The sequence below is a fragment of the Halomonas sp. Mc5H-6 genome, from assembly GCF_024124705.1.
Classification (GTDB): Bacteria; Pseudomonadota; Gammaproteobacteria; order Pseudomonadales; family Halomonadaceae; genus Vreelandella; species Vreelandella subterranea.
Genome location: NZ_JAMXSI010000009.1, coordinates 65,676 through 83,247 on the forward strand (window position 1 = coordinate 65,676; position 17,572 = coordinate 83,247).

Below are 17,572 nucleotides of genomic sequence, written 5' to 3' on the forward strand. Positions count from 1 at the left end.
CCTGCCGAGCGGATCAGGCAACGCCCTGGCTGCGCAAATAATCGTCATAGCTGCCGCTGAAGTCGACGATGCCCTCCGGCTGCATATCGATAATGCGCGTGGCCAGCGACGACACGAACTCGCGGTCATGGCTGACGAACAGCAGGGTCCCCGGGTAGTTTTCCAGGGCCAGGTTCAGCGCCTCGATGGACTCCATGTCCAGGTGGTTGGTCGGCTCGTCCATCAGCAGCACATTGGGCTGAGTGAGGATTAACTTACCGAACAGCATGCGCCCTTGCTCGCCGCCGGAAATCACCTTGACCGATTTATCGATGTCGTCGCTGGAAAACAGCATCCGCCCGAGCGCGCCGCGCACCACCTGCTCACCGCCCTGTGTCCACTGGCCCATCCATTCAAACAGGGTGGCATCCACGGCAAAATCGTCGGTATGGTCCTGAGCAAACACGCCAAGCTCGGCGGCTTCGGTCCACTTCACTTCCCCGGCATCCGGGTGCAACTCGCCGACCAGGGTTTTCAGCAGGGTCGTCTTGCCAATGCCATTGGGCCCGATGATGGCGATCCGCTCGCCAGCTTCAACGGTCATCGACAGGCGCTCGAACAGCGGCGTCTCGCCGTTATAGCCTTTGCTGATATTGTCCACATTGACCGCGTTACGGTGGATCTTCTTATTCTGGTCAAAGCGGATAAAGGGGCTAACCCGGCTTGAAGGCTTGATATCTTCCAGCTTGATCTTGTCGATCTGGCGCGCCCGCGAGGTGGCCTGCTTCGCTTTCGAGGCGTTGGCCGAGAAGCGGCTGACAAACTGTTGCAGCTCGGCAATCTGGGCCTTTTTCTTGGCATTGTCCGAGTGCTGACGCTCGCGCGCAGCCGTCGCCGCGGTCATGTAGTCGTCGTAGTTACCCGGGAAGAGGGTGATTTCCCCGTAATCCAGGTCCGCCATGTGGGTGCACACGCTATTCAGGAAGTGGCGGTCGTGGGAGATGATCACCATGGTGCTGTTGCGCGCCTTGAGTATGTCCTCCAGCCAGCGGATGGTATTGATATCCAGGTGGTTGGTAGGTTCGTCGAGGAGCAGGACATCGGGGTCCGAAAACAGTGCCTGAGCCAGCAGCACGCGCAGTTTCCAGCCGGGCGACACCTCACTCATCGGGCCGGTATGCTGTTCGATGGGAATGCCCAGCCCAAGGAGCAGCTCGCCCGCGCGGGCTTCGGCGGTATAACCATCCAGTTCGGCAAAGCGCACTTCCAGATCTGCCACCGCCATGCCGTCTTCTTCACTCATTTCCGCCAGGGAATAGATCCGCTCGCGCTCGGCGGTGACCGACCAAAGCTCGTCGTTGCCCATGATCACGGTGTCGATGACGCGCTCGTTTTCAAACGCAAACTGGTCCTGACGCAGCTTGCCCAGCCGCGTGCTGCTATCCAGCATCACCTGGCCGGACGTCGGTTCGAGCTCGCCGCCCAGAATCTTCATGAAGGTGGATTTGCCGCAGCCATTGGCGCCAATCAGGCCGTAGCGATTGCCGTTGTTAAACTTGACGGAGACGTTTTCAAACAGGGGCTTGGCCCCGAACTGCATGGTGATATTAGCGGTTGCGATCAAGATCTGGGCCCTGGGTATGTAGAGTGCGCATCGAAAGGCCCGCGATTCTACGCGCTCTTGAGCCCTGTTACACCCATCGCCTAGTGTGCCGCGTCGCCGGGGGCCGACAACGCCAGCAGAAAGCGTTCGCCATCAAGCGCTTGGCGCAGGCGTGTGTGCAGGATATCGACGATGCCCGGATGCTCACCTACCAGCTTGGTGGAGACAACACTCAACCCTGGGTGACGCTGTTCAGCCGCCGCGCAAATCTCGGCAATATCGCCGCCTTCCCCCGCGTGGCGCCCGGGTGACAGAAACAGCATTGCCAGGATCACCGGCCCGGCGTGAAATTCGGATCTATCCAGAAGATTTTCCAGCAGCGGTTCGTTAAAGCGGTACTCATCGCCCTCGCGGCGTTCCATAGAGGCGGCGACAACGCTGGCTGCTTCATCGCCCAGCAGCACACTCAGTTGGCCTGCCAGGCGGTTGCGCACGGCGGTGACCTCAGGGATCGGGCTGCCATGATCCACCAGCGCGACCCTCGGCGTTTGGCCTGATGCGGATTGCTCACGCACGTTGTCGGCCAACAGCTCGGCAAGGCGCAGGTCGTTATCGCCCAGTTCATCGACCAGCGGCTGGGCCACGCGCACATTAACGTTAGGAAAACGCTCCTGCATGGCGGCCATCCGCTCCGGCAGGTAACCGGTCAGCGCCTTGCTGGGGCCGAAAAAGAACGGCAGCACGATAATCTCGTCGGCGCCCTGCTCAGCCGCCCGCTCGGCAGCGGGGCCCAGCGTTATCGCGGGGATGCCGTCCACCTCTTCAGCGGGGATCTTGTTGGAGTGGAGGAGCGAGGCTGCCTGCACGGTCTCGCCCATGAGCTCGCTGAGAGATGCCGCCACACGCCGCAAGTTATGCGTTGCCTGGGGCCTTAGGGAGCCGTTATCCACCAGAAAGATTGCGCGCATGCCTGCCTCCTTTTGCATTACTATTTTTTCATTACTATTCGCCGGTACGTTCAAGCACATCCGCCGCCGCTCGATGAAGCTGGGCGTGGCGCTCTGCCAACGTGACGATATCACGATCATAGCCACCACCGATCACCGCCGCGACGGGAATGTCAGCTTCGCGGCAGCACGCCAGTACATAGGCATCCCGTTGATACAGCCCTTCGTCACTCAGCGCCAGATAGCCCAGGCGGTCATCCCGATGGACATCCACACCGGCGTCATAAAGCACCACATCGGGCTGATAGGCCGCCAGCAGCCCTGGCAATCGCGATGCCAGCACTGCCAGATAGGCATCGTCTTCCATGCCATTGGCAAGGGCGATATCCAGGTCGCTTTTCGCTTTGCGGGCGGGAAAGTTGCGCCCGGCATGCATTGAAAACGTAAAGACGCCGGGCACGCCAGCGAAGAGGCGCGCCGTGCCATCACCCTGGTGAACATCACAATCGACGATCAACACCCGCTCGACCCAGCCTTGCGCCAGGGCGTGAGCCGCCGCAACGGCAAGGTCATTAATCAAGCAATAACCGCTTGCTGCATCAGCATGGGCGTGATGGGTGCCACCGGCTGAGTTGCAGGCAAGTCCTGAAGCCAAAGCGACTTCTAACGACAGCAGCGTACCACCGGTTTCCAACCTTACCCGTTCGACCAGGGCGTCAGACCACACAAAGCCACTACGGCGCTGAGCGGCACGATCAAGCGTACCGTTCAGAAAAGCGTCAAGGTAAGCCCGCGTATGCACGCGCGACAAAGCGCCGATGCTGGCAGGCCGAGGGGTCAGCCACTCGACTGGCGTCGCCATCGTCTGCTCCCCAAGCTGTTGGCGAAGGACGCGAAACTTCTCCATTGGAAAGGGGTGGTTAGCTGGTAAATCAATCGTATAACCGGGATGATGGACGATCGTTAACGCCATTGCGCGCTGCCACTCAGGTAATCGGGGTAGATGCTTTATGTTGCTTGATACCACTGCCTTAAACCAGCAAAGAAACTTTTTCGATGAGCATGCCGACCTGTGGCTGTTTGGCTACGGCTCATTGATCTGGAAAGCTGATTTTGACTACCTGGAGCGCCAGCCCGCATACATTACCGGCTGGGCGCGGCGCTTCTGGCAGGCCTCCCACGACCATCGCGGCACCCCTGAAGCACCGGGGCGTGTGGCGACGCTGATCCGCTCGCCAGGTGCGGTGTGCCACGGCATGGCCTACCGCATTACGCCCGATGTGCTCGGGCCGCTGGATGTGCGCGAGAAAAACGGCTACCTGCGGGAAAAAGTGCCGCTGACCTTCCTTGACCACAATGGCAATGATGCCGGCAGGAGCGAGGGGCTGATTTATCTGGCAAGCGAGGACAATCCGGCGTTTCTTGGCGAGGCACCGCTTGCGGATATTGCCCGCCAGATCAATCAGGCCCATGGCCCCAGCGGCCCCAATCGTGAGTATCTTTTGAACCTTGCCCATGCTCTGCGCGAGCTGGGGGTGGATGACGCGCATATTTTCGCGCTGGAGAAGCAACTGGGGTAACCCTCGGGCTACCCGGTGACATATTCACATCATCAGCCACGCCAGGATAAACAGTCCCAGCAGGGTTCGGATGATACCGCCGATGATCGAACCGCGGAAAAAGGCCCTCAATCCTCCCCACAGAATGAGCACGCCGATGATCAGCACCACGATGCTGAAGAACGAATCGCTGATGCCCAGCGAGCGCGTCAGGCCATCGATAAACTCATCGAACGCGCCGAAGAGATTGGTAAAAATACCCAGTAGAAACTCGACGACGCCACGAATCACTTCACCGATCGTTTCGCCAACATCATCAAAAAATCCGTTTGCTTGCATGACTCATATCCATGTTGAAAGGAGCGACGCCCTATTGTCAGTGAAGTCTTGCGCTAGCGCAAAGCGAGGGGCCAAAACCGTGGTGTTTGCATAATGGGCGCATCGCGCTAAAGTTGACCAAACAACCGTTTAAAAATTGCCGCTTCATTATTGGCCCTCTAACACAATAAGAGGTGGTCACCATGCCGTCACACTTCCCCCTCGCTGATAAGCTACAAGCCAGCACCCATCAGGTGGAAAACCAGCCACCGTCGCTGGAAAACGTCAATAGCTACACAACCGATCGCGCGCTTCAGGAAGGCGTCAAGCGCGAAGGCGGCACTGACGACACGGCTCTCAAAACATTTGGTCAGTGGGCAGGCTCGTCCGACGCCATCGCCCTGGGGTTTGACGCCAACCGCCACTCACCACAGTTGGTGACCCATGACCGGCAGGGCCATCGGGTCGATTTGATCGAGTTTCACCCGGCCTATCACCAGCTTATGAAAACAGCGGTGGAGCACGGTCTGCACGCCAGTCCCTGGCGAAACCCAGGCCCGGGTGCGCACGTTACACGCGCCGCCAACTACTACCTGAACACCCAGGTGGAAGCAGCACACGGCTGCCCGATTACCATGACGTTCGCGGCCCTGCCTGCGTTACGCCATCAGCCCAATCTGCTTGAGAGCTGGGGCGATAAAATCACCGCGCCCCACTACGACCCGCGCAACCTGCCCTATTTCGAAAAACAGGGCGTCACCCTGGGTATGGCAATGACCGAGAAGCAGGGTGGCTCCGATGTGCGCCTGAACACCACCCGCGCCTACCCGATTGATCAAGGCGGTCCGGGCGAGGCCTATGAACTGGTCGGCCATAAATGGTTTGTCTCGGCGCCGATGTGCGACGCTTTTCTGGTGCTCGCCCAGATACCCGGCGGCTTGAGCTGTTTTCTGCTGCCGCGCTGGCGACCCGACGGCACTAAAAATCCGCTGCATATCCAGCAACTCAAACGCAAAATGGGCAACGTGGCGAACGCTTCCAGCGAAACCGAACTACGCGGCGCCTTTGCCTGGATGGTGGGCGACGAGGGACGCGGCGTGCGCACCATCATCGAGATGGTGGCCATGACCCGCTACGACTGCATGATTGGCTCCGCGGCTGGCATGCGCCAGGCCACCGCCCAGGCGATTCACCACGCCACCCACCGTCATGCCTTCGGGGCACGTTTGAGCGAACAGCCACTGATGCAAAACGTGCTCGCCGACCTGGCCATCGAGAGTGAAGCCGCGACCACCCTGATGCTGCGCATGGCCCGAGCCATGGACCAGCAAGACGATGAGCACGAACGCCTGCTTGCGAGAATCGCCACGCCGGTTGGCAAGTACTGGATCTGCAAGCGCACGCCCCATCATGCCTATGAAGCGATGGAGGTGATTGGCGGTAGCGGTGTCATGGAAACCCATGTGATGCCGCGCCTGTTCCGCGAATCGCCGGTTAACGCCATCTGGGAAGGCAGCGGTAACGTCCAGTGCCTGGATATCCTGCGCGCGATTGAAAAGCAGCCCGAGGTGTTCGACGCCTATTTTGCGGAACTCGCCAAGGCAAAAGGCGCTGATGTACATCTGGACCGCTTTATTCACCAGTTACAGCGGGAACTGCAGGATACCCAAGCGCTCCAGTACCGCGCCCGCCAGCTGGCGGACGGTATGGCCCTGGCGTTGCAGGGCGCCCTGCTGGTACAGCACGCCCCGGCTTGTGTGGCTGATGCGTTCTGCGCCGGACGGCTGGCTGAACGCAACGGCCTCAGTACCGGCACGCTACCTACCGGGCTCGATTGCGCGGCGATCATTGCGCGGGCCCAGCCAGCAGAGTAATTCTGTTGATAGAGGCCCCGTGGAATCAGCGTTCACGACTTTGGTCGACTTCCATCGCGAAGCTGATAACGTTAAAAACCACCACGATTAAACAATAATCAGGTAATAGCGGGAGAGCTTGGCGCATCTCACAAGGATGACGCCAGCGCCGAAGGAGCAACAACCCCGGAAACTCTCAGGCAACCGGACCGCTATGACCCTCACTTTCCGAAGAGCGGCTGATGACTGCGTCACTCAGCCCACCGAAGGAGCAAGCGCGCCCCACAGGGCACGCGAATCTCTCAGGTTCCATGACGGAAGGGGTACGCCCAGCAGCCATTACGCCGTTAGGTGGGATTCCCGACGCTCATGAAAACCGGAGAGACTTATGCAACGCATTGCCGTTATCGGTGGTGGTATCACTGGTATTACCAGCGCCTACGCCCTGGCCAAACGTGGCTATGAGGTCACTGTCTTTGAAAAGCATCGCTATGCCGCGATGGAAACGTCGTTTGCCAACGGCGGTCAGCTGTCAGCCTCTAACGCCGAGGTGTGGAACCACTGGCCAACGGTGATCAAGGGCCTGCGCTGGATGCTCAGAAACGACGCGCCGCTATTGGTCAATCCCCGCCCGAGCTGGCACAAGCTCAGCTGGTTTGGCGAATTTATTGCCGCGATTCCCAAGTACGCCGCCAACACCACCGAGACCGCACGGCTGGCCATTGCCGCCCGCGAACACCTGTTTCAGTGGGCGAAAGACGAGCAGATCGATTTCGACTTAAAGCAGAAAGGCATTCTGCATATCTACCGTGATAAAGCGGGCTATGACCACGCCGCCAAGGTCTCCCAGCTGCTCAGCCAAGGTGGCCTGGAGCGCCAGCCGGTGACGCCCGAGGAAATGCGTGCCATCGAACCCACCCTGGCGGGCAACTACTATGGCGGTTTCTTCACCGAAAGCGACGCCACCGGCGATATTCACAAGTTTACCCACGGCCTGGCGCAAGCCGCCGAACGTCGCGGTGTAACGCTGAAATATGGCCATAGCGTGCAGGACATCGGCGCGGACGAACAGCACGCCTGGATCACCGCCTCTCTTGAAGGCGAGGCTGACGGCGAACCGGTGCGCGAAACCTTTGATAGCGTGGTGGTATGCGCTGGAGTGGGCAGCCGCGCCCTAGCCGCCAAACTCGGCGACCGGGTCAATATCTACCCGGTCAAAGGCTACTCGATTACCGTGCAGCTCGATGATGCTGCCTCCCAACAGGCTGCGCCAACGGTCAGCCTCTTGGATGATGAAACCAAGCTGGTCACCAGCCGCCTTGGGGATGAACGCTTCCGCATCGCCGGTACCGCCGAGTTTAACGGCTTCAATCGCGATATCCGCGACAACCGCATCCGCCCGCTGATTCGCTGGGTGGAAGAGTGCTTCCCCGGGGTCAGCACCCGCCGCGTGATACCCTGGGCGGGCCTGCGCCCGATGCTCCCCAACATGCTGCCCAAGGTCGGCCCCGGCAAACTGCCCACGGTGTTCTACAACACCGGCCACGGCCACCTGGGCTGGACGCTCTCTGCCATTACCGCTGATATGCTGGCGGATGCAGTGGAGGCGAAAAACGCACAAGGCGAGCGATCTACCCAACCACTCGCTTAGCCTGATCTGCACCCATTGCACTTGCCAAGCGGTCATCCGTTAATATGGATGTCACCTTATGGTCAGGTGTCTTTATGCTTAATCAACGTGCATTAACTTACCTCAATGAAGTCATTCGCCGCGGCTCGCTAAGGCGCGCCGCGGCCCATCTGAATGTCGACGCCTCCGCCGTTAGCCGCCAATTAAAAGCACTTGAAGAAGAATTGGATACCCAGATATGCGAACGACACGGCCGCGGCATGCGTGCAACCGCAGCCGGTCAGTTGCTGGTGCATCACTTTCACGCCCAGCGGGCCTCTGAGGAGGCCGTACTCTCCCAACTCATGGCACTTCAGGGCCTAGCGAAAGGCGAAGTACGTATCGCCGTTGGGGAAGGGTTTATCGCCGATCTGATCACCGCGCCGCTAGGCACGTTCATGTCGGCGTTTGCGGGTATTAATGTCGAAGTCCGTATGGCGGGCGTCAATGAAGCGATGTCGCTACTCAAAGACCGTGAAGTGGATATCGCGCTACTTTATGCACCGCCGGTGGACCCGCAGCTTTACTGCCATGTGGAAACGCGTCAGCCACTCGATGTCATTGTTCCCCCCAATCACCCCCTCATTGAGCTGAAGCGGCCCGTGACGCTGCATGACTTAAAGGATTGGCCGCTGGCATTAATGGACAACCCATTCGGCATGCGGCAAATGGTCAATATGGTGGCTCACCAGGAGCGTATCCATCTCGAAGCGCGCCTGCACACCAACTCTGTATCTGTGTTGAAGAATTTCGTTCGTTCAGGCATTGGCGTTACGTTTATGCCGGAAATCACCGTCATCGATGAAATAAAGCGTGGCGAAATTTGCACGCTACCCATGCGCTACCCGGTGATGAACGGTACCCGTGCGCAGATCGTTAGCTTAAAGGGGCAGGAACTCCCTGTGGCTTCCACGGCCTGTATCGATCATTTACACAAAGGCATGCGCTTTTTCTCGGCCGATGCGCCTCGACTGTTGCAACAAAGTCCACACTAAAGGTCTTGCATAGTCAACGCCTCAATACATAGTCTTCCTGTAGGCAGCACCTATAAAGCTAATAGCGCTCACTCAGCACCCTACAGCTCACGACAATAAACCAGGAGACTGACTATGTTGACTCACCCAGTGTTGACCCAACGCTTTTCACCCAAGCGGCTCATCTCGGCTTGCCTGATTGGCTCTGCCCTGATGGCTGGCAATGCCGTCGCCGAGACCACGATAAATTTGGGCTACAACGGCGCCCCCGACCCCGACAAGAACGCTGTACACGTCTTTGCCACTAACCTTAAGGAACTGGTCGAGGAAAAAACCGACAACCAGATTCAATTAGAGCTATATCCCAATAGCTCACTGGGCGAAGAGCAGGAGCGCATGGAGCAGACCATGAGCACGCCCATGCTCAACGTGGCGTCCTTTGCGGGTGTCTCGCCTCTCGTCGATGAAATTTTCGTCAGTGCGATTCCGTTTCTGTTCGACGATTTTGCAGCGGCCCGTACCTTCTTTGATGAAGGGGAGTACTGGCAGGAAGTCAGTGCGGCGCTGAAGGAGCGCGCCGGTATCGATATGCTGGCAGTCGTCGAGGAAGGCGGCTTTTTAGCCTTTACCAATGACGAGAAGCCTATCAGTCACCCTGACGACTTCGAAGGTCTCCGCTTCCGGGCCATGGACCCAAGCCAGGTTGCGCTCTATGAGGCCTTCGGTGCATCGGGTACGCCGATTCCCTGGACTGAAACCTACATGGCACTGCGCACCGGGGTAGCGGACGGCCAGATGAACCCGCCGATGTATATCATCCTGGGCAGCCTTTACGAAGTACAGGACTACCTGACGCTTGCCAACATCCAGTATTCGAATCAGTTCCTGGTGGGCAACAGCGAAATGATAGCCGGTTGGGATGACGAGCTTCGTGATGCCTTTCAGGAAGCCGTCGCCGAAGCGAACCAGAATGCCCGCGAGCACAACGAGGAGCAGGTCGACTCACGGATTGCCTACCTGGAAGAACAGGGTATGGAAGTGATTCGCCCTTCTGAAGAGGAGCTCACCGCTTTCCGCGAAATCGGCCAGCCTGCTTACCTTGAATGGCTCGAAGAGCGTGATATCGAGCAACGCTGGATCGATATGGCGCTGGAAGATGCGGGTATGAGCGACCTGCTCGACTAACGGTTTCTGTCGCCGTGGCAATAACAGGGGCTGGTACTTTACCGGCCCTCTATTTTTTCACTTCACATTTCTGAACTTCATGGAAGGCTGCCATGTTCAAAACGCTTCGGCTCCGTCTTCTGACGATCAGCCGTCCGATCACCCTTACCCTGGCAGGAGCGCTGTTATCTCTTAATGTGGCGGCCATTCTTTATGGTGTTTTCGCCCGCTACGTTGCCGGTGGTGCCCCTATCTGGACGGATGAGCTATCGCGCTTCCTGATCATCGCCACCGTGATGCTCGCGGCAGGCGCCGTCTGGTCGGAAGGCGGACATATGCGCGTCGGGCTGCTGGAGAAGCTACTGCCAGCCCCCTTCGCTCGCCTGCTCAATGTGTACCAGTGGCTACTTACCCTGTTGATTGCAGCGGGCGGCGCATGGGTTAGCTATCGCTATGCATTGTCGGTCAGCATGTTTACCACGTCCGGGCTTGGCATCAGTCGCACGGTGCCCCTCCTCTCGTTACCGCTTGGCTTCCTACTACTGGCTTGGCATGTGCTTCTCTATGGTCCCGCGCCCCTCAAGACCGTCGAGGACACTCTATGAAGACCGTTGAGGGCTCTCTATGAAGACCGTTGAGGACTCCCTATGACTTTGACCATGCTGGCCGTTTTCCTGGGCCACGTATTACTGGGGCTGCCACTGTTTATTGCGTTGTTGACCACCGCGTTTGTGGGGTTTTTATTCGTCGACTTCTCGATGATTCCACGCATGATGCCCCAGCAATTCTTCGGTGGTATCAATGTGTTCTCACTGATGGCCATTCCGTTATTTATACTGGCTGGCAACCTGATGAACGTCAGTGGCTTAACCGAGCGCCTGATGGGCTTCGCCCGCCTGATAGTTGGCCACTTGCGGGGCGGTATGGGTCACGTCAACGTGGTTTCGAGCGTTTTCTTTGCAGGCGTTAATGGTTCTGCCGTGGCCGATACCTCGGCGCTTGGTTCGCTGCTGGTACCCGCCATGGAGAAAGAGGGCTACCCAAGGGCCTTTGCCGCCGGTTTGACCGCGGGCAGCTCGCTGATTGGCCCGATTATTCCGCCCAGTATCTTCATGATTCTTTACGCCTCGCTGACGAATACGTCAGTCGGTGATCTCTTTCTGGCGGGCGTCGTGCCCGGGCTGTTGCTGGGTATTGCCTTTATGGGCATGAACGCCTGGTATGCCTGGCGCCACCGATTACCCAAAAGCGCTCAACTTCCCTCATTGGGTCAGCTTGGCTTGGCGTTCATGGCGGCTCTGCCTGCACTCATTGCTCCCTTCATTATCGTTGCCGGCATTGTGCTGGGCTTTGTTACGCCTACAGAATCGGGCGCGTTGACAGCGCTGTATGTCGCCTTATGTGGTGTCGTGCTGGGTGGGTTACGGCTCAAGGAATGCTGGAAAGCCATTTTGGATACGGCGCGCCTGACCTCTGCCATTTTCCTGATCATGGCTGCCTCAGCCACGATTAGCTGGCTGCTTTCCTATGCTCAGGTGCCGGAACAGTTTGTGTCACTGTTATCCCCCTATGTGGATAATAGTGTCGTTATTTTATTACTGCTCAGTGCCATCACCTTTGTCACCGGGATGTTCATGGAGGAGGTATCGGCGTTGATGCTACTGACGCCCATCTTCGCGCCGGTCGCCATGATGGCGGGTATCGACCCTATCCATCTGGGTATCATCATCACGCTGAACATCACCATTGCGCTGATCACGCCACCACTGGGCGCATGCGTATTCGTGGCGGCTGCGGTTAGTCGTCTTGAAATTGTGTCGCTATTCAGAACCATTTGGCCCTTTGTGCTGACAGCAATTGCGGTACTTATTTTATTGATTCTCTTCCCACCGCTGACGCTGTGGCTACCGACTCTGCTTGGATAACCCGCTTGGATAAGACGATGCCTTTGAACACACTATTGAAGGCCTTGCCGCCTGTACCCAGCTACCCAGCCCCCTGCTGGGAACAGCTGCGCCGCGTACCCATTGACGATAACGGTGAGCGTTTGATGCCGATGAGCCTTGCACCCGCACCGATCAGCGTTTTTCCCGCCTATGCTCGGCTTGGCATTCCGGGTGCGATACCGGAATGTTTCGTACGTGAGGGGGTTTATCGGGCACTACTCGCGGCAGCACGCAGCTTGCCCGACGGCATCGGTTTAATCGTACTTGACGGCTGGCGTCCATGGCGGGTGCAGCAGTATCTGTTCGACACCCTGCACGAAGCCATCCACCACCACCAGCCCGAGCTCAGTGAAGCAGAGTTACTGGAGCGTACCAGGGAGTTTGTCTCGGTACCCAGCCGTGACCCGCTCGCCCCCAGCCCGCACCTGACGGGCGGGGCTGTCGACGTCACGCTATGTGATGCCGATGGCCTACCGCTGGATATGGGCACCCTGTTTGACGAGGCATTACCGGCCTCTCATAGCGACTATTTCGAGCATCTGGAATCGCTGACCTCTCAGCAACGTAAAGCACGGGATCATCGCCGCCTGCTGTATCACATCATGAGCGAGCATGGCTTCACCAACCTGCCCAGCGAGTGGTGGCACTTCGATTATGGCGATCAATTATGGGCCTACTACGGGCAACATGGTCATGCGCATTATGGGGCTGCCGAGTTGGATACCATTGAGAACCGCTGGCGCAGGCAGTTGGGGTAAGGCTCAACCCAACGCCAGATTAAGTGAATTCACACCGCTGGTGCCTCAAGCTCAAGAAAGCGCCGCACCCGATCGGTTTTAGGGTTCTCAAAGAACTCGCTGGGGTGGGATTTTTCGATAATGATGCCTTTATCGAGGAACACCACCTGGTCAGAGACTGCCCTGGCAAACTCCATTTCGTGGGTTACCAGCACCATGGTGTAGCCTTCTTTGGAGAGGTCTTTGATAACCCCTAGCACCTCGCCCACCAGTTCGGGATCGAGAGCTGAAGTGGGCTCGTCAAACAGCATGACCCTGGGCTGCATGGCGAGCGCCCGAGCAATCGCGACCCGCTGCTTCTGCCCGCCCGATAGCGTATAGGGGTACTGTTCGCGTTTGTCGGCCATACCGACTTTTTCGAGCAGCGCCATGGCCCGCTCTTCTGCCTCGGCTTTACTCAAGCCCTGAACGTGAATAGGCGCCTCGGTGACATTGCGCAATACATTGAGGTGGGGCCAGAGGTTAAAGCCCTGGAACACCATGCCCAGGCGCGCGCGCATGCCTGCCAACTCACGGCGCGACATTGATTTGCCGGTATCACTCACGCCGATACGGTCGCCGTCGATACGAATGTCGCCGCGGTCGGGGTGCTCAAGCCAGTTAATGCAGCGTAACAGGGTCGATTTACCCGAACCCGATGAGCCCAAAATACTCACCACCTCACCGGGCTGCACTTCCAGCGATACATCCCGCAGCACCTCAATGCCATCGAAGCTTTTGGAAAGATTACGAATACTCACAGCGGCGGTCTCAGGCATTTTCGAATCCTCGCTTGGCGCCAAAACGGCCAATCATTTTGATAAACAGTTCTAAACCAATACTGATGAGCCAGTAGAAGCCGATCACCACAATGAACGCTTCCATGGGAATGAAGTAGGTGCTCGACAGGCTACTCGCCGCCGCGGTGAGTTCGCGCACGGTGATAATGACCAGAAAAGCGGTGTCCTTGAGCAGGATAATCAGTTGATTGCCCAACAGGCCGCGGGTTTTCAAAATCAGCTGCGGCAGGATAATGCGCATAAACATTTGCGGCTGCGAAAACCCTTGGGCGATGGCGGCCTCTACTTGCCCTTGAGCAAAAGTGGCACGGCAGCCGCGCAGAATCTCGGCAAAATAAGCGCCGTGGTAAATCACCAGGGCAACCATCCCAGCCGTCCAGGCGCTCATACGAATGCCTGCGCTGGGTAAACCGTAATAGAGCAGATAAGCCAATATCAAAAACGGCAGCATGCGCATGCCATCAATAAAGATCCGCAGCGGAATCTTCAAACGCGGTCGAGAGCCTTCCAACAAGAACACCATGCCGCTGCCCATTAAAAAAGCTAACACGGCGGATAAGCCAAACAGTTTTAAGGTGTTATAAAAACCACTTAAAAACACATCGTATGACGACCAAAGAATGTCCCAATTGCTCATAGAGGTTCCCTAAACGGCCAGTCGGCTGGCTTTACGCTCGGCGACGCGTTGAAACCACATCAACAGACTGATAATCAGCATATACAGCGCCGCCGCCGCTAAAATGGGTGGCAGTGGGTCGTAGGTCACCGCTGAAATACGGTTGGTCACACGGGTCAGGTCGACCACGCCGATGACGGCAATGGCAGGGCTGCCTTTGATCAGAAACGACATCTCGTTGACCAGGCCCGGCAGGCTGGTAATGGTAATTTGCGGCAGCATAATGCGGCGGAAATAGACCCATGGGGTCATGCCAATCGCCAGTGCAGCTTCACGCTGCTCTTTGGAGAAGTTGTTGAACGCAGAGCGCCAAATTTCGGCGTTAAAGGCAGTGGTATTGAGGGTTAGCGCAATGATACCGGCCACATTGCGGTTGAGGTTAACGCCCATGGTCGGCGCGGTTAGGAAGATAAACAGCACCAGCGTCACCAGCGGTGTTGCCCGCGCCAGGCTGATGTAGACGCCTAGCAGTTGATGCAGAACGGGAATTTTTGCCACTCGAAGCAACGCAATCAACAGCCCCATCACCACACCGATGGCAATGGATATGCCGGAGATCCACAGCGTGGTCCAGGCACCCTGAATAAGAAGCCCCCATGCGCTACTGTCCACGCTCACTCACCCCTGATTCGCTTGATTGGATAACAGCCGCCCGGCTGATACGCCCAGGCGGCTGGCGAAGGTGATGGCTTACATACCGGCCATTTCGTGGAACTCTTCCACTGAGGTGATCGGTGTTGTTGGCAGGTCGTCGAAGGACTCACCAAACCATTTTTCCTGTAGCTCGGCCAAGCGGCCAGAATCGCGCAGGTGGCTCATAAAATCGGTGATATAGGCCAGCAGCTCGGGGCTGTCTTTGGGCATCGGCCAGGCCACGAAGCCCGGGCCGGAGACGGCTTGGCCCGCTTCGAAGACGTCAGGGCGCTCACGGATCAGGTCATTCACCGGCACGATGGAGTTGATAACGTAATCAACACGGCCATTGGCAAGATCAGCGTAGATTTCTGGGTAGGCTTCATACTGCATGACGTCGCCCAGCTCGCCCCCACTTTCTTCCAGCATGGCTTCCAGCTCTGGGAGGCGCGACAGCAGCGCGCTGCCCGCTTGAACGCCCAGCGTCATCCCGCTTAGGTCCTCAACGCTATTGATGCGGTCATCACCCGCCCGCTTGATATAAAAATGCTGGGCAGAGGCAAAGGGTGGTGCGTAGTTGAACACCCGCAACCGTTCATCGGTTACCGAAGCGCCGGTCAGCGCCATGTCGTACTGGCCCGATGAAACCGACGCTAGCAGCCCAGTCCAGGGCAAAATATCCTGGCGAATTTCGAAGTCGGCGTATTCCTCCAGTTCAATCAATATATCTTTGATAAAACCATCGGGTTCGCTGCCGCTCATGAAGTTAAACGGCGCGTAGTTATCTTCGGTGGCCACACTCATGTAGCCACGCTCCTCGATTTCCTCTAAATCCGCAGCGGTAACGGTAAGCGGAACGCTTAGCGCCAGTACGCCAATACTCAACACTGAAGCCAATGCCGTTATTTTTTTCATCGTCCGATACTCCCAGGGGGTTCAAAAAAAACAGGTCAAAACATCACTCGCCTGTCGTCATCAGCCATGCCGCTGCGAACATTTCGGTGATGTGAAGAAGCTGATTCACCCTAGGTTTTTTATCATCGCTGGGATTAGAGCCAGTTAGCGTAAATTTAAAGGACAGTTATCGATCCAACCTTTGGCATGAAAGATGCAGATACAAGTGCATTAAGTGGAGATGTACCGCCTATTGATAGGGCAAGCGATCATAGGAGTACCGGATGACAACGCTGTGTCTTGAGGTCGACCCCAATGCTGCCCCCTGCCTACAAGAACAGCTGCGTAAAACGCTGTTAGAAGCAATTCGTATGGGGAGTTTACCCAGTGAGGATGCGCTGCCCTCCTGCCGCAAGCTCTCGCAACAGTTGGGCATTTCGCGTAACACGGTGGCCATTGTTTACGAAAAGCTGGTCGAAGATGGTTATCTGATTAGCCGACCTCGTAGCGGTTATTACTTACATCCTGATTATGATGAATCTCAATCATCGCTTAATGCCTCTTTAACCGCGATGACGGAAGATGTCAGCGCATCGACTGCTGCACCAAACTGGCACAAACGTATTTCCAAGAGCCCTACTAACTACCAAGGGATTCTTAAACCCGGCAATTGGTCAGAATATGCCTATCCGTTTATTTATGGCCAGTTAGATACCCGCCTCTTCCCACTCGCTCAATGGCGCGATGTTTCCCGCCGGTTATTAAGTTCTCAACGCGACAAACCATGGCTGCGCGACCGCATCGATCAGGATGATCCTTTGCTGATTGAGCAGCTGCGTAAACGTATTTTGCCGCGCCGGGGAATTTTTGCTCGCTCAGAAGAGATACTCATCACCATGGGAACGCAAAATGCGCTCTATTTGATTGCGCAACTGCTTTGCCATCGTGGGACGAGCGTGGCCCTGGAGTCCCCAGGTTACCGAGAGGCGATGAACGTATTTGCCCAGCATGGCGCCCGCCTGCAGTTCCAAACCGTGGATGCAGAAGGCATGCGCCTGGAAGGGTCTCAACAGTGTGACTATCTGTATGTGATGCCCAGCCACCAGGTGCCCACGGGCGTGACCATGAGTCGCGAACGACGCGAGGCGCTATTGGCCCAGCTACCCCACCGTGACCAGATCGTTATCGAGGATGACTACGACGCGGAGATTCACGGTGACCAGTTTGCGCTGCCAGCGCTTAAAGCCAGTGCCCAGAGCGCACGAATTATCTACATGGGCAGCTTATCCAAGGCGCTGTCACCCGGCTTGCGCATGGGTTACGTGGTGGCAGACGCAGAGTTAATTGACGAGCTGCGAGCGCTACGCCGCATGATGTACCGCCACCCGCCCGCGGCGCTGCAGCACCAACTGGCGCAGTTTATTTCCGAAGGCTATTACGAGCGCTACCTCAAACTGCATGTGGAAGAGATCGATCAGCAGCGCGACGCCATGCGCCTCGCCATTGAGCAGGCCTTGCCTGGCTGCCGGAGCCATAGCAGCCACCGTTCCAGCGCCTTCTGGATGGAAGCAGATGCCAGCATCGATACCCAACGGCTAGCCTGGCACGCCGCCCAGCGAGGGGTACTGATCGAACCCGGCTTTCAGCACTTTTTCGATGACGCCCCGCCGCGGCGCTTTTTCCGGCTTGGGTTTGGCGCCATCGAAAGGGAGCGTATCGACCCAGGCATACAACGCCTGGGCCTCGCCTACGATAACGCCTTCAGCTCTTGAGAACGCGCG

The 17,572-nt window shown here is 57.4% G+C and carries 17 protein-coding genes and 1 riboswitch; of the genes, 9 read left to right on the forward strand and 8 right to left on the reverse strand.

Features of this window, described 5'->3' with window-relative positions; all coding sequences use genetic code 11:
* Positions 1-13 precede the first annotated feature (13 nt).
* The 3 genes from NH395_RS13335 to NH395_RS13345 form a co-directional block, all read right to left on the reverse strand.
* The gene (locus NH395_RS13335) at positions 14-1,603 is read right to left on the reverse strand and encodes an ABC-F family ATPase (protein WP_253025528.1); all 1,590 of its coding nucleotides are present in this window, start codon (positions 1,601-1,603) and stop codon (positions 14-16) included.
* 80 nt (positions 1,604-1,683) lie between these two features.
* Positions 1,684-2,550 carry a CbiX/SirB N-terminal domain-containing protein gene (locus NH395_RS13340; protein WP_253025529.1) on the reverse strand — a complete coding sequence of 289 codons (867 nt, stop codon included), beginning with the start codon at positions 2,548-2,550 and terminating at the stop codon, positions 1,684-1,686.
* A gap of 34 nt (positions 2,551-2,584) precedes the next feature.
* Complete coding sequence (locus NH395_RS13345; RefSeq protein ID WP_290443834.1) at positions 2,585-3,502, reverse strand: histone deacetylase; 918 nt, start codon at positions 3,500-3,502, stop codon at positions 2,585-2,587.
* 37 nt (positions 3,503-3,539) lie between these two features.
* Between NH395_RS13345 and NH395_RS13350 the strand changes: the two genes are divergently transcribed.
* On the forward strand, positions 3,540-4,109 hold the full coding sequence (locus NH395_RS13350) for a gamma-glutamylcyclotransferase (RefSeq protein WP_253025531.1): 570 nt from the start codon (positions 3,540-3,542) through the stop codon (positions 4,107-4,109).
* Between the two features lie 24 nt (positions 4,110-4,133).
* Here NH395_RS13350 and NH395_RS13355 read toward each other — a convergent pair whose 3' ends face one another.
* A complete protein-coding gene (locus NH395_RS13355) occupies positions 4,134-4,427 on the reverse strand; it encodes a hypothetical protein (protein ID WP_066314766.1) in 294 nt (97 codons plus the stop codon).
* Between the two features lie 182 nt (positions 4,428-4,609).
* Here NH395_RS13355 and NH395_RS13360 point away from each other — a divergent pair, with 182 nt between their 5' ends.
* The 7 genes from NH395_RS13360 to NH395_RS13390 all read left to right on the forward strand — a co-directional run bounded on the left by NH395_RS13360 (position 4,610) and on the right by NH395_RS13390 (position 12,770).
* Positions 4,610-6,280, forward strand: coding sequence for an isovaleryl-CoA dehydrogenase (locus NH395_RS13360; protein ID WP_253025532.1), 1,671 nt, complete (start codon positions 4,610-4,612; stop codon positions 6,278-6,280).
* Between the two features lie 99 nt (positions 6,281-6,379).
* A riboswitch (glycine riboswitch) is annotated at positions 6,380-6,481 on the forward strand.
* Positions 6,482-6,647: 166 nt separating this feature from the next.
* Positions 6,648-7,910 (forward strand): D-amino acid dehydrogenase, encoded by a 1,263-nt coding sequence (locus tag NH395_RS13365; protein WP_253025533.1) that lies wholly within the window; start codon positions 6,648-6,650, stop codon positions 7,908-7,910.
* Between the two features lie 74 nt (positions 7,911-7,984).
* The gene (locus NH395_RS13370) at positions 7,985-8,923 is read left to right on the forward strand and encodes a LysR family transcriptional regulator (RefSeq protein WP_253025534.1); all 939 of its coding nucleotides are present in this window, start codon (positions 7,985-7,987) and stop codon (positions 8,921-8,923) included.
* A 114-nt stretch (positions 8,924-9,037) separates the two neighbouring features.
* Positions 9,038-10,087: a TRAP transporter substrate-binding protein DctP gene (gene dctP / locus NH395_RS13375; protein WP_253025536.1), complete on the forward strand. Its 1,050-nt coding sequence runs from the start codon at positions 9,038-9,040 to the stop codon at positions 10,085-10,087.
* A gap of 92 nt (positions 10,088-10,179) precedes the next feature.
* Positions 10,180-10,671, forward strand: a complete 492-nt coding sequence (locus tag NH395_RS13380; protein ID WP_253025538.1) for a TRAP transporter small permease — start codon at positions 10,180-10,182, stop codon at positions 10,669-10,671.
* Between the two features lie 42 nt (positions 10,672-10,713).
* A complete protein-coding gene (locus NH395_RS13385; RefSeq protein WP_253025548.1) occupies positions 10,714-11,991 on the forward strand; it encodes a TRAP transporter large permease in 1,278 nt (425 codons plus the stop codon).
* Positions 11,992-12,008: 17 nt separating this feature from the next.
* Positions 12,009-12,770 carry a M15 family metallopeptidase gene (locus tag NH395_RS13390; RefSeq protein ID WP_253025549.1) on the forward strand — a complete coding sequence of 254 codons (762 nt, stop codon included), beginning with the start codon at positions 12,009-12,011 and terminating at the stop codon, positions 12,768-12,770.
* A 29-nt stretch (positions 12,771-12,799) separates the two neighbouring features.
* On the opposite strand, the gene NH395_RS13395 is transcribed toward NH395_RS13390, so the two are convergent.
* From NH395_RS13395 to NH395_RS13410, 4 genes are all read right to left on the reverse strand, one after another.
* Positions 12,800-13,567: an amino acid ABC transporter ATP-binding protein gene (locus NH395_RS13395; RefSeq protein ID WP_253025550.1), complete on the reverse strand. Its 768-nt coding sequence runs from the start codon at positions 13,565-13,567 to the stop codon at positions 12,800-12,802.
* Positions 13,560-14,225, reverse strand: coding sequence for an amino acid ABC transporter permease (locus tag NH395_RS13400; RefSeq protein WP_253025551.1), 666 nt, complete (start codon positions 14,223-14,225; stop codon positions 13,560-13,562). Before NH395_RS13400 ends, NH395_RS13395 begins: the two co-directional genes overlap by 8 nt.
* A gap of 9 nt (positions 14,226-14,234) precedes the next feature.
* Positions 14,235-14,876, reverse strand: a complete 642-nt coding sequence (locus NH395_RS13405) for an amino acid ABC transporter permease (RefSeq protein WP_253025553.1) — start codon at positions 14,874-14,876, stop codon at positions 14,235-14,237.
* Positions 14,877-14,954: 78 nt separating this feature from the next.
* The gene (locus tag NH395_RS13410) at positions 14,955-15,812 is read right to left on the reverse strand and encodes a transporter substrate-binding domain-containing protein (RefSeq protein ID WP_253025555.1); all 858 of its coding nucleotides are present in this window, start codon (positions 15,810-15,812) and stop codon (positions 14,955-14,957) included.
* Between the two features lie 263 nt (positions 15,813-16,075).
* On the opposite strand from NH395_RS13410, the gene NH395_RS13415 reads away from it, so the two are divergent.
* Complete coding sequence (locus NH395_RS13415) at positions 16,076-17,563, forward strand: PLP-dependent aminotransferase family protein (protein ID WP_253025557.1); 1,488 nt, start codon at positions 16,076-16,078, stop codon at positions 17,561-17,563.
* The last annotated feature ends 9 nt before the right edge of the window (positions 17,564-17,572 follow it).